The 12,720-nt window shown below is 64.5% G+C and carries 11 protein-coding genes; 8 read left to right on the forward strand and 3 right to left on the reverse strand.

Going from position 1 to position 12,720, the window contains the following annotated elements; genetic code table 11:
* Positions 1-66: 66 nt before the first annotated feature.
* Positions 67-1,857: a gamma-glutamyltransferase gene (gene ggt / locus AC2T3R_RS14820; RefSeq protein ID WP_486743846.1), complete on the reverse strand. Its 1,791-nt coding sequence runs from the start codon at positions 1,855-1,857 to the stop codon at positions 67-69.
* Positions 1,858-1,974: 117 nt separating this feature from the next.
* Here ggt and AC2T3R_RS14825 point away from each other — a divergent pair, with 117 nt between their 5' ends.
* Positions 1,975-2,625, forward strand: a complete 651-nt coding sequence (locus AC2T3R_RS14825) for an ankyrin repeat domain-containing protein (protein WP_410953639.1) — start codon at positions 1,975-1,977, stop codon at positions 2,623-2,625.
* A gap of 235 nt (positions 2,626-2,860) precedes the next feature.
* On the opposite strand, the gene pobA is transcribed toward AC2T3R_RS14825, so the two are convergent.
* On the reverse strand, positions 2,861-4,048 hold the full coding sequence (gene pobA / locus AC2T3R_RS14830) for a 4-hydroxybenzoate 3-monooxygenase (protein ID WP_410953388.1): 1,188 nt from the start codon (positions 4,046-4,048) through the stop codon (positions 2,861-2,863).
* 172 nt (positions 4,049-4,220) lie between these two features.
* Here pobA and AC2T3R_RS14835 point away from each other — a divergent pair, with 172 nt between their 5' ends.
* From AC2T3R_RS14835 to AC2T3R_RS14845, 3 genes are all read left to right on the forward strand, one after another.
* Entirely contained in the window at positions 4,221-5,099 is an 879-nt protein-coding gene (locus AC2T3R_RS14835; protein WP_191472583.1) for a helix-turn-helix domain-containing protein, read from the forward strand.
* A 137-nt stretch (positions 5,100-5,236) separates the two neighbouring features.
* Positions 5,237-5,635: a MerR family transcriptional regulator gene (locus AC2T3R_RS14840; protein WP_013972930.1), complete on the forward strand. Its 399-nt coding sequence runs from the start codon at positions 5,237-5,239 to the stop codon at positions 5,633-5,635.
* Between the two features lie 19 nt (positions 5,636-5,654).
* Positions 5,655-6,554, forward strand: a complete 900-nt coding sequence (locus tag AC2T3R_RS14845) for a hydroxymethylglutaryl-CoA lyase (protein ID WP_015270649.1) — start codon at positions 5,655-5,657, stop codon at positions 6,552-6,554.
* Between the two features lie 531 nt (positions 6,555-7,085).
* On the opposite strand, the gene AC2T3R_RS14850 is transcribed toward AC2T3R_RS14845, so the two are convergent.
* Positions 7,086-7,604 (reverse strand): MgtC/SapB family protein, encoded by a 519-nt coding sequence (locus AC2T3R_RS14850; protein ID WP_015270650.1) that lies wholly within the window; start codon positions 7,602-7,604, stop codon positions 7,086-7,088.
* A gap of 175 nt (positions 7,605-7,779) precedes the next feature.
* Between AC2T3R_RS14850 and AC2T3R_RS14855 the strand changes: the two genes are divergently transcribed.
* The 4 genes from AC2T3R_RS14855 to AC2T3R_RS14870 all read left to right on the forward strand — a co-directional run bounded on the left by AC2T3R_RS14855 (position 7,780) and on the right by AC2T3R_RS14870 (position 12,717).
* Positions 7,780-8,019 (forward strand): DUF3203 family protein, encoded by a 240-nt coding sequence (locus tag AC2T3R_RS14855; RefSeq protein ID WP_013972933.1) that lies wholly within the window; start codon positions 7,780-7,782, stop codon positions 8,017-8,019.
* A 121-nt stretch (positions 8,020-8,140) separates the two neighbouring features.
* The gene (ccoG, locus tag AC2T3R_RS14860; RefSeq protein WP_039614218.1) at positions 8,141-9,544 is read left to right on the forward strand and encodes a cytochrome c oxidase accessory protein CcoG; all 1,404 of its coding nucleotides are present in this window, start codon (positions 8,141-8,143) and stop codon (positions 9,542-9,544) included.
* Positions 9,545-9,594: 50 nt separating this feature from the next.
* A complete protein-coding gene (gene mapR, locus AC2T3R_RS14865) occupies positions 9,595-11,004 on the forward strand; it encodes a GntR family transcriptional regulator MpaR (protein ID WP_013972935.1) in 1,410 nt (469 codons plus the stop codon).
* Between the two features lie 57 nt (positions 11,005-11,061).
* The gene (locus AC2T3R_RS14870; RefSeq protein ID WP_031324575.1) at positions 11,062-12,717 is read left to right on the forward strand and encodes a PAS domain-containing sensor histidine kinase; all 1,656 of its coding nucleotides are present in this window, start codon (positions 11,062-11,064) and stop codon (positions 12,715-12,717) included.
* Positions 12,718-12,720 lie beyond the last annotated feature (3 nt).

The raw sequence follows: 12,720 nt of genomic DNA on the forward strand, positions 1-12,720 counted from the left end.
GTATTCAACTTTTGAATGGCAAGACTGACTTCTATCACGCCACCTGCTGCACCGCAACGCACACCGCTAGTCGCCGACTGCCACGCCTTCGCGCCGAGGGTCGGCACCACCCGACCAACCCTCGCCACTGCGCTGGATGATCTGCATGCCACTGGTCATGATCATCGGCGTCACCTCATGCCCCCAGGCTGCCAACTGCCGGATCAGTGCCGGGCTGGCCAAACCCGCCTCTACTTCGGTGCCGGCATTGCGGCTGCCGAAGTTGGGCAGGCCGGCGGCCTGCTGCGGGTCGAGCTGCCAATCCAGCAGGCCGATCAGCGCCTTGTTCACGTAGCCGATGATCTGCGAGCCGCCGGGCGAGCCCAGGCTGGCCACCAGCTCGCCGGAAGCTTGCGAGAACACCAGGGTCGGCGCCATGGCCGACAGCGGCCGCTTGCCCGGTTGCACCCGGTTGGCCACGGGCTTGCCTTGTTCCCGGGGGATGAACGAGAAGTCGGTCAGGTGGTTGTTGAGCAAGAAGCCCTTGACCATCAGGTGCGAGCCGAACGCTGCTTCCACCGAAGTGGTCATGGCCAGGGCCTGGCCGCGGTCATCCACCGCGCTGAGGTGCGAGGTGGAAATGCGCAGCGGCGAACGGTCAGGCGCCAGGGCCAGGTCGGCCCCCTGCGGCTGGCCCGGGCGGGCGCGCTTCATGCTGTACTCGCCGACCTGCGCGGCGCGGCTGGCCAGGTATGTGGAGTCGGTCAGGGCCTTGAGCGGCACCGGCACGTAATCGCTGTCGGCCAGGTACTGGGCGCGGTCGGCATAGGCCAGGCGCTCTGCCTCGGCAACCAGGTGCACGGCCAGCGGCGGGGCTTCCAGCCCGGCAACGGTCGAAGTGCGCAGCGGCCGCATGGCGGCAAGGTCGCGCTGTGGCGAAGCCCGCTGCAGTGCCTCCAAGATGCCCAGGGTCTGCAGCACCGTCACCCCGCCCGACGATGGCGGTGGCATGCCACAGATGCGCCAGGCCTTGTAGGGGCCACACAGTGGCTCGCGCACCTTGGCTCGGTACTGCTGCATATCCTGCAGCGACAGGTAGCCGGCATTGGCATGGCTGCGCACCTGCGCGACGATGGCTTCGGCGATCTCGCCGCTGTAGAACACCTCGGGGCCCTGCTCGGCAATCTGCTCGAAGGTTTGCGCAAGCTCGGGGTTGCGCAAGGTAGTCCCCACCGCCAGTGGCTTGCCCTGTTCATCCAGGAAGTAGCGGGCCATGGCGGGTGAGCGGGCAATGAACGGGTCGCCCGCCACCAGGGTGTGAAGGCGTTCGGAAACCGCGAAACCGTTGCGCGCCAGCGCAATGGCCGGGGCGAACAGGTCGCGCCAGGGCAGCTTGCCGTGCTGCTCATGGGCCAGCTTCAGGGCACGCAGAACCCCTGGTACGCCCACCGAACGCCCGCCGATCTGCGCCGTCCTGAACGGCATCGGTGAACCATCGGCTTGCAAGAACAAGTTTTCCGTGACCGCCGCCGGGGCTGCCTCGCGGCCATCGAAGGCCTGCACGCGCTGGCCGTCCCAGTAGAGGATGAACGCCCCGCCGCCAATGCCGCTGGATTGCGGTTCGACCAGGGTCAGCACCATCTGCATGGCGATGGCCGCGTCGATGGCGCTGCCACCGGCACGCAGCATCGCCCGCCCCGCTTCGCTGGCCAGCGGGTTGGCAGCTGCGGCCATGTGCCGGCTGGCATGCACCGGCTGCAGGCCAGTGCGGTAGCCGGAGGCCAGTTCCGGTGGCGCGGGCAGCACCTGGTCGGCACAGGCCCAGCCACTGGCAGCTACCAGGCACAAGGCGCCCATCAGGGGGGTGGAGAATGTCATCGTTGTGCTTCCTGCCATTACCTATTCAGCACGGCACTGTCTGTCATGCGCAAACTTAACTTCAAGCCCTGGCGTGTTTTTTCTAGGATGCGGGCAGGTCATCGAGGAGCCTGCCCCATGCGTTCACTACTTGCTGCGATGCTGTTCGCCCTGTGCACCAGCCTTGCCGCCCACGCCGAGAGCACTGCCATGGACAACCGCCTGCACAACGCTGCCCGTCACGATGATGTGCGCACCCTGCAACAACTGCTGGCACAAGGTGCGCAGCTGGAGAGCCGTGACGAGCAAGGGCGCACTGCCCTGCTGGTGGCCACCCACGGCAACCACATTGCGGCCGCGAAAGCGCTGATCGAGGCCGGTGCCAATGTGAATGCCAAGGACAACATCGACGACAGCCCGTACCTGTATGCCGGGGCTCGTGGCCTGAACGACATCCTGAGGCTGACCTTGAGCCACGGTGCCGACCTCAAGAGCACCAACCGGTATGGAGGCACTGCGCTGATACCCGCCGCCGAACGCGGGCATGTCGAGACCGTGCAGTTGCTGATCGATGCCGGGGTGGACGTGAACCATCTCAACCGCCTGCACTGGACTGCGCTGCTGGAGGCGGTGATCCTCGGTGACGGCGGGCCGCGGCATGTGGAGATCGTGCGCCGGCTACTGGCGGCCGGGGCGGATCGGCAGATTGCCGACAAAGATGGGGTGACCGCGCTGGAGCATGCGCGGCAGCGGGGGTATCGGGAGATGGAGGCGTTACTGGCCCGCTAGGCAAGGTTGCATGGCACGGGCTTCGCCCGTGATCGCCGGCAAGCCAGCTCCCACCAGGACCGCATCGACTCCAAGCCATGCGCGGTCCCTGTAGATGCAACTGTCCTGTGTTGCCTGTCCTGGCCTCATCGCCGGCAAGCCAGCTCCCACAGGGATAGCGCCTGGCTCGAGGCCGATGCGGTCGAGGTGGGAGCTGGCTTGCCGGCGATGAGGCCAGGACAAGCAGCACAGGACCTCAGGCCACTTCTTCGAACGGCAGCCCTACATAGTTCTCGGCAATGTTCACCAGCCCCGCCGGCGAGGTCAGGAAGTACTCGCGGTCGGCTTCCTGCATCTTCTGGTCCCAGGCGTCCTTGTGGCTGCCGAAGTCATGCAGCAGCTGGGTCATGAACCAGCTGAAGCGCTCGCCTTTCCACACCCGGCGCAGGGCCAGCGGCGAATACTGCTGCAACAGGTCGGTGCGCCCTTCGCGGTACACCTTGACCAGGATCCGGTACAGGTAGTTGACATCCGATGCTGCCAGGTTCAGGCCCTTGGCGCCGGTCGGCGGGACGATATGCGCAGCATCCCCTACCAGGAACAGGTGGCCATACTGCATCGGCTCGACCACCAGGCTGCGCAGCGGCGCGATGCTCTTCTCCAGGGCCGGGCCGGTCACCAGGCGCGCAGCCACGTCTTCGGGCAAGCGTGCCTTCAGCTCCGCCCAGAAGCGCTCGTCGGGCCACGCCTCCACCTGCTCGTCCAGCGGCACCTGCAGGTAGTAGCGGCTACGGGTGTGCGAACGCTGGCTGCATAGCACGAAACCGCGTTCGTGGTGGGCGTAGATCAGTTCGTGGTTGACCGGTGGCGTGTCTGACAGCATGCCCAGCCAGCCAAACGGGTAGACCCGCTCGTACTGCTTGAGGATGCCCTCGGGGATGCTCTGCCGCGAGACACCGTGGAAGCCGTCACAACCGGCAATGTAGTCGCAGTCCACCCGGTGCATCTGGCCGTCTTTTTCGTAGGTCAGGTAGGGCCGTTCGCCCTTGAGTTCGTGCGGCTGGACATTGCCTGCCGAATAGATGATCGGCGCACCGCTGGCTTCACGTGCCTGCATCAGGTCACGGGTGACTTCGGTCTGGCCGTATACCATCACCGTCTTGCCACCGGTCAGGGCCTTGAGGTCCAGGCGTTGGCGGCGCCCGCCGACCAGCAGTTCGACACCCTCGTGTACCAGGCCTTCACGCTCCATGCGCTCGGCCACACCGGCTTCACGCAGCAGGTCGACCGTGCCTTGCTCCAGCACCCCGGCACGGATGCGGCCAAGCACGTATTCGGGCGTCTGGCGTTCGACGATGACGGTATCGATACCGGCCTTGTGCAGCAGTTGGCCCAGCAGCAGGCCAGACGGACCTGCACCAATAATTGCGACCTGAGTTTTCATTGTTGTTGTCTCTGTGCGGACGATGCCGGCCCTGGACTGGCAGTGGGGCGGCATCTGCTGTTAGGGTTTGCCCTTGCATTTTTACTGGCAAAAACAGCCATTGAAGTGTGCTATCCCATGCATAACCTGCACTTTTACAAAAAACGTTCGATTAACGGACAGGCCTGCACGCATGAAATCCACCCTTCCCGGTGTCCCCTTGTTCAAGTTGTACGGCGAAAACCAGGCCTGGCCCGGCACCGACCTGCTGCACTGCGAGTCGATCCCGGCACGTAGCCGTTTGCATCACTGGGAAATCAAACCGCACCAGCACGCCGAGCTGTTCCAGTTGCTGTATGTGCAACGCGGCCGGGCCGAAGTGGAGATCGAGGGGGTACGCAGCGCCATCAGCGAAGCGGCAATCCAGGTGGTACCGCCGATGACCGTGCACGGCTTTCGCTTCAGCGCCGATATCCAGGGGCATGTGCTGACCTTTGGCACGGCACTGGTGGCCAACCTGGAGCAGCGCCTGGGCGCGCCGCTGGCGGTACTGGCGAAGGCGGCGTGTTACCCGCTGGGCCGGGACCGGGTGCATCTGCGCAGCCTGATCGACACCCTGCAGCAGGAGTACCAGGGCAACGCCCCGGCGCGGGCGGCCTTGCTCGAAGCACTGGTGACGGCGCTGATGGTGTGGATCAGCCGCCGCCAGCAGCTGGTGCAGGCACCGCGCAACCGCGATGAACGTGACCGCCACTTGCTGGGGCAGTACCTGCGCCTGGTCGAGGCGCATTACCGTGAGCACCTGTCGGTGGAGGATTTTGCCGCGCGGTTGAATATTCCGAGTCTGCAGTTGAACCAGCTGTGCCGGGCACTGAGTGGGCAGACCGCGCTGCAGGTGGTGCACCAGCGGTTGCTGCTGGAGGCCCGGCGCAACCTGATCTATACGCGGATGAGCATCGGGCAGTTGTCGGATAGCCTGGGGTTTACCGACCCCACCTATTTTGCCCGGTGGTTCAAGCGGTTGAGTGGGCAGACACCGAATGGGTATCGCAGGTCGGGGTTGTCTGAGTAATTTTTTCGCCTGTGCTGGCCTCTTCGCGGGCTTGCCCGCGAAGAGGCCGGTACAGGCAACACACATTCCGCGCCCCTGCTTGACGTATACGTCAACCTGCCCTCAGGATACCCGCATACCCCACGCCGAGCCCCAGCATGAGCACCCAGACCTACAGCATTTCCGACCTGTCCCGCGAACTGGACATCACCACCCGCGCCATCCGCTTCTATGAGGAACAGGGCCTGCTGAGCCCCGAGCGCCGTGGCCTGGAGCGTATCTATTCGGCGCGTGACAAAGTCAGTTTGAAACTCATCCTGCGCGGCAAGCGCATCGGCTTTTCGCTGGCCGAATGCCGCGAGCTGATCGAACTGTACGACCCCTCCAGCGGCAACCTCAAGCAGCTCAACAGCATGCTGGCGAAAATCGCCGAGCGCCGCGCCCAGCTGGAACAGCAGATGCTCGACATCCACCAGATGCAGCTGGAGCTGGACACCGCCCAGGAGCGCTGCGAACAAGCCCTGGCCGCCACCCTGAACAACAAAGACAACCGCTGAACGCCACAGGAAACCCGCCATGTCCTTGCCCAAACACGTCCGCCTGGTCGAAGTAGGCCCCCGCGACGGCCTGCAGAACGAAGCCCAGCCCATCAGCGTCGCCGACAAGGTGCGCCTGGTGGACGACCTCACCGAAGCGGGCCTGGCCTATATCGAAGTGGGCAGTTTCGTCTCGCCCAAGTGGGTGCCGCAAATGGCCGGCTCCGCCGAAGTGTTCGCCGGCATCCACCAGCGCCCGGGTGTCACCTATGCGGCGCTTGCCCCCAACCTGCGCGGTTTCGAGGACGCCCTGGCCGCCGGCGTGAAGGAAGTGGCGGTGTTCGCCGCCGCCTCCGAAGCCTTCTCGCAACGCAACATCAATTGCTCGATCAGCGACAGCCTCAAGCGCTTCGAGCCGATCATGGAAGCCGCGCGCAACCACGGTGTGCGCGTGCGCGGCTATGTGTCGTGCGTGCTCGGCTGCCCCTATGAAGGCAAGGTCAGCGCCGAGCAGGTCGCCCCGGTGGCCCGTGCCCTGCACGACATGGGCTGCTACGAGGTATCGCTGGGTGACACCATCGGCACCGGTACCGCCGGCGAGACCCGGCGCCTGTTCGAGGTGGTCGCGGCACAGGTACCGCGCGAGCAACTGGCCGGGCACTTCCACGATACCTATGGCCAGGCCCTGGCCAACGTGTATGCCAGCCTGCTCGAAGGCATCAGCGTGTTCGACAGCTCGGTGGCCGGGCTGGGCGGCTGCCCCTATGCCAAAGGCGCTACCGGCAATATCGCCAGTGAAGACGTGGTGTACCTGCTGCAGGGGCTGGGCATTGAAACCGGCATCGACCTGGACCGACTGATCGCCGCCGGCCGCCGCATCAGCAGCGTGCTGGGCCGCGACAACGGGTCGCGGGTAGCACGGGCGCGCAGCGCGCAATAAGTCATACGGGTGTCACATTGGTGTGGGTGAAGTGTTACCGCCCCCACGTTTTGCAGCAAAAAATCGGGTAACAGGGAAACAAATCGGCAGAATTTCAGGCCGGTCGATTTCGACCGAAATCGCCAAGTGCTTGATTTTAAAGGGTTTGAAAAAGTTGGCACGCACCCTGCTATATCTCTGGTACAACAACAAAAAGAATGTGACACCCAATAAAAACAACAGGTAACGGCTCTGACATAACAAGAACAACACGGCAGAGGCGTAGCAAGCAGATTTTTTTGGAGTCGACACGCTTTTCAGGGGTACGCCCCGCGGTCTGGCACAGAACAATAAAACTACCTCCAGGTAGCGGCAGCCAGTTCGGATCAGCAATGATGAAAGCAGGTCAGCGCTCAAAAAAATACGTTTGCTCTTGACCCCGCATGGGGGTCGCCCGCAACACCAGGACAGGCTGACAAAAACAAAAACAGGCCGGTCCCAATAATAAAAAAAGAGCAGGCAACAACGCTTTGAGGGGAGCTTCGGCTCCCCTCAGTGCTTCCTGCCCTCTTCCTCCTCCTGCTTTCCCTCATCCTGCCCTTCGAGCTTGTCCACCAGCAACGGCATCGTGCCCAGCACCAGCAGGGCCAGTATCGTGCTGATCAACGCCGTGGCTTCGCGGCCCATGCCGGCTGCCGTACCGATGGCGGCGGTCATCCACAACCCGGCAGCAGTGGTCAGGCCCTTCACATGGCTGGCGTCCTGGCCGTTACCCTTGAGAATGGTGCCCGCACCCAGAAAACCGATACCGGCGACAATGCCCTGGATCACCCGGCTCAGCGCTTGCTCGTCGGCCCCGGCCATGCTCGGTGTCAGCACGAACAGCGCGGCGCCCAGCGAAACCAGCATATGCGTACGCACCCCGGCGGCCTTGCCCTTGTGCTCGCGCTCGAAGCCCAGCACAGCGCCAAGCAGGGCTGCCATCAGCAGGCGTACGAGGATTTGCGTGACCTCGCGCTCGTCGGTGATATCGGCGAATTCGGCCTGGATTGCTTGCCAGATGAGGTCCATTGCTTTCTTCCCATGTGGAGCATTGTGTTGTCAGGCCCGGCCCGCGAAGAGGCCAGGCCTGCCATCTGCAAGGGTTGACCCCCGAACAAATGACAAAGTGCCGTTCAGCCTGCTGATGCAGCAACCTTCCCCTCAGCACGGTCCACCCTGTAACCACCCCCAGGAGGACCACTCCATGCCCATTGAAATCGACGAAACCACCCGCCGCTGCACCCTGATCGCCGAAGACCTGCGCATCGAGGGTGATGGCCCGTCCATCGAAATCGTCACCGACGAACAGCTGCGCATGTCCGTGGCCCTGCTCGCCGGCCAGCGTGTGCCCATCACCGAAGCCGAGGCCGATGCACTGACTGTGGCAGGTGCGGTGGATAGCCGCAGGCATCTGAAGGCCAGCACGCCAGGCTCGGTAATCTGAGGCCTGGCGGGGCCTGCCGGGAAATCTGATACGGTTTTTATCGCAAAATCTGAGTCTGTGCTGATAACAGCCTCAGGGCCATAGTGCTCATGCCTGATCGAGGCCTGATGAGCACCGAGCCATGAACGATAGAATCCCTTTTACAGAGATCGCCACCGCCCCAGCCAGCCCCCAGCCACGCCGCGCCGACAATGGCATCCATACCCGCAGCTTCACCGGGCTGTACCGCAACCTGCGCATCGGCTTCGCCGGCGCCCTGTTCGTGCTGTTCTTTGGCACCGCCTGGCTGAACTGGAACGGCCGCCAGGCCGTGCTGTGGGACCTGGGCAACAGCAAATTCCACATCTTCGGCGCCACCTTCTGGCCGCAGGACTTCATCCTGCTGTCGGCGCTGCTGATCATCTGCGCCTTCGGCCTGTTCGCCATCACCGTGTATGCCGGCCGCGTGTGGTGCGGCTACAGCTGCCCGCAAAGCACCTGGACCTGGCTGTTCATGTGGTGCGAAAAGGTCACCGAGGGCGACCGCAACCAGCGCATCAAGCTGGCCGCCGCGCCCTGGAGCCTGAACAAACTGGCCCGTCGCACGCTGAAGCACAGCCTGTGGCTGGCCATTGGCGTGCTCACCGGGCTGACCTTCGTCGGCTACTTCACCCCGATCCGCCCACTGGCCGCGGAACTGTTCACCTTGCAACTGGGCGGCGTCGCGCTGTTCTGGGTGCTGTTCTTCACCGCCGCCACCTACATCAATGCCGGCTTGCTGCGCGAAGCGGTGTGCCTGCACATGTGCCCCTATGCACGCTTCCAGAGCGTGATGTTCGACAAGGACACCCTGGCGGTCGCCTATGACCCGCGTCGCGGCGAAGCCCGTGGCCCACGCAAGAAAGGCAGTGACCTCCGCGCCCAGGGCCTGGGCGACTGCATCGACTGCACCTTGTGCGTGCAGGTGTGCCCCACCGGCATCGATATCCGCGACGGCCTGCAAATGGCGTGCATCGGTTGTGCGGCGTGCATCGATGCCTGTGACGGGGTAATGGACAAGATGGGCTACGCCCGTGGCCTGATCGGCTACAAGTCCGAACGCAGCCTGCAAGGTGGCACCACCCATTGGCTGCGCCCACGCCTGCTGGGCTACGCCGCCGCGCTTGGGGTGATGATCGCGGCACTGGTGGTGGCCTTGCAGCTGCGCCCGATGGTGTCGCTGGACGTGATCAAGGACCGCGGCCTGTTCCGCGAGAATGCCCAGGGCCAGATCGAGAACATCTACCTGCTCAAGGTCATCAACAAGACCGAAAGCACCCGGCACTATGAGCTGCGCCTGCTGGACGCCGACGGCTTCAGCCTGCAGGGCAAGACCTCCTTCGTGATCCCGGCCGGTGAAATGAGTGAACTGCCGGTGTCGGTGGCGATGCTCGCCGAGCGCCCGGCCAGCAGCTCGCAGACGCTGAGCTTCGAAATCAGCGAGCGCGACGACCCCGCCATCCGCAGCGTGGCCCACAGCCGCTTCGTCGCGCCGATGAACCGTTGATCCCTTACACTGATTCCACCTTGCCTGCCAGGCTTCGACAGAAGGCCAGAATGAAACGCTACGAACGCTTTGCCGACGACATCGCCGAACTGATCCGCTCCGGGGTGCTGGGCCCCGGCCAGCGCGTGCCCTCGGTGCGCTATGCCAGCCAGACCCACGGGGTCAGCCCGTCCACCGTGTTCCAGGCCTACTACCTGCTGGAGCGGCGCGGGCTGATCCGCGCCCGGCCGCGCTCGGGCTATTTCGTCAATGCCCACGCCCCGCGCCAGTTCAGCGAGCCGCAGGCATTGCAGCCGGTCAGCGAGTCCACCGATGTCGACGTCAGCGCGCTGGTGTTCTCGATCCTCGACTCGATCAAGGACCCCAACACCGTGCCGTTCGGCTCGGCCTTCCCCAGCCCCGAGCTGTTTCCGCTGCAACGCCTGTCGCGCTCGCTGGCCAGCGCCAGCCGCAGCATGGACCCGCGCATGGTGGTGACCGACCTGTCACCCGGCAACCCGCAGCTGCGCCGGCAGATTGCCCTGCGCTACATGGTTGGCGGGCTGATGCTGCCGATGGAGGAGCTGCTGATCACCAACGGCGCGCTGGAAGCCCTGAACCTGTGCCTGCAGGCCGTCACCCAGCCCGGTGACCTGGTGGCCATCGAAGCCCCCGCCTTCTATGCCTGCCTGCAGGTACTGGAGCGTCTCAAGCTAAAGGCCGTGGAAATTCCTGTGCACCCGCGCGAAGGCATGGACCTGGGCGTGCTGGCGCAAACGCTGGAGAAACACCCGGTCAAGGCCGTGTGGTGCATGACCAACTTCCAGAACCCGGTGGGCGCCAGCATGCCGGAGGCGAAAAAACAGGCACTGGTGGAGCTGCTGGCGCGTCATCAGGTGCCATTGATCGAAGACGACGTGTACGCCGAACTGTACTACGCGCAACAGGCACCCAAACCGGCCAAGGCCTTCGACACCCAGGGGCTGGTGATGCACTGCGGCTCGTTCGCCAAGAGCCTGGCACCTGGCTACCGCATCGGCTGGGTGGCAGCCGGGCGCTTTGCACAGAAGATCGAGCGGCTCAAGCTGATGACCTCGCTGTGCGCCTCGATGCCGGCGCAGGCGGCCATCGCCGACTACCTGCAGCACGGCGGCTACGACCGCCACCTGCGCAAGCTGCGCTATGCCCTGGAAGGCCAGCAGGCCAACATGCTGGCGGCCATCGCCCGGCACTTTCCGGCGCAGACGCGGGTCAGCCAACCGTCCGGCGGCTACTTCCTGTGGCTGGAGCTGCCCGAACAGATGGACGCCCTCAAGCTGTTCCACATGGCCTTGGCCCAAGGCATCAGCATCGCCCCCGGGCCGATCTTCTCGCCCACCCGGCGCTTCGGCAACTGCATCCGCCTGAACTACGGCAGCCCCTGGCATGAGGATGCCGAACGGGCCATGGAAACCCTGGGGCGGATCATCCGCTCGTTCTGATGACTGGCGCCCCGGCAGGCGGCTATAGTTGCTTGATCCGCTCACCGGGCCCTCGCCATGCAAGCAGACTCGCTCCCGTCATTGGCACAACTGCAAGCGCGTGTCGCAGAACTGGAAGCTCGCCTGGCAGAGCGCGACGACACTGCACAGGCCCACATCCAGCTACTGGGCGAACTGCTCGACAACAGCCGGGCCAACGTGTTTGCCGCCGACAGCGAGATGCGCCTGGTCGCGATCAACCGCACGGCCCGGGAAACCTTCGAGCATTACCGGGGCTTCGTGCCGCAGATCGGCGATTACGTGCCACAAATTCTGCTCAACCACCCTGACATCATGGGCCGCCTGGCACCGGTGTGGCCACGCGTGCTGGCCGGCGAAGCCTTCATCGACACTATCTCACTCGGCCCCTCCGATGCCCCCCGCCATTACGAAATCCGCTATCACCCATTGCTCGATGCACAACAGCAAGTCCAGGGCGGGTACCTGTTCGCCTATGACATCACCGAGCGCATGGCCGAGCAGGAACGCCTGCGCCAGGCCGAAGAGGCCCTGCGCCAGTCGCAGAAAATGGAGGCGGTCGGCCAGTTGACCGGCGGCATCGCCCACGACTTCAACAACTTGCTGGGTAGCCTGCTTGGCGCGCTGGAGCTTGCAGAGCAGCGCCTGGGCGAGCAACGCCTTGCCGACACCGCCCGCATGCTCGGGCTCGGCCGCAGCAACGCAATGCGCGCCGCAGCGCTGGTGCAGCGGTTGCTGGCCTTTTCGCGCCAACAGACGCTGATGCCACAAGCGGTGGATGTGCACCGCCTGGTCGCCGACATGCATGACCTGATCCGCAGCTCGACCGGCCCGCACATTGACTTCCAGGACCGCACGCTGGCCGCGCAATGGTCGATCCGCATCGATCCGCAGCAGCTGGAAAACGCTCTGCTCAACCTGTGCATCAATGCCCGTGACGCCATGCCGCTGGGCGGCACCTTGCGCATCGGTTGTGAAAACGCCGATCTCGCAGCGGCCGAGGCCAAGCGCCTGGACCTGCCGACGGGGCACTATCTGCACATTCGTGTCGAGGACACCGGCGTGGGCATGCCCAGTGAGGTGCTGCAACACGCTTTCGAGCCCTTCTTCACCACCAAGCCGCTGGGCCAGGGCACTGGCTTGGGATTGTCCATGGCCTATGGTTTTGTTCGCCAGTCCGGGGGGCAGTTGCTGATCGACAGCGTCACCGGGCAAGGCACTTGCGTTCACCTGTACCTGCCCCGTGACCAGAGCGCTTGCGCAACCGGCCACGGCGAGCCAGCCACATCCGCCACCGCGACGTTGCAGCCGCGGATGCACCGGATCATGCTGGTGGCGGACCAACCGGCCCTGCGCCTGGTACTGGTCGAAGTGCTGACGGAACTGGGCTATCAGGTGCAGGCTTTCGAGAGTGGCCACCGGGCTCTGGAATCGTTGCAGAAAGGGCCGCCACCGGACCTGCTGATCACCGATGTCGGCCTGCCTGGGCGACTCGACGGTTACCAGCTTGCAGAGGCCTGCCAGGACCTTGTGGCGGATGCCCCGGTATTGCTGATTACCGGCTACGAAACTGCCGAAACGGTGCACTGTGCCCGGCCCGGCAGGCGCACCGAACTGCTGCACAAACCCCTCGACCTGAACACCCTCGGCGAACGGATCGAGCGCCTGTTGGGCATTGCGTCACACCCGCGTTGACTG

The sequence above is a fragment of the Pseudomonas sp. PVC-5-1 genome (assembly GCF_057444345.1).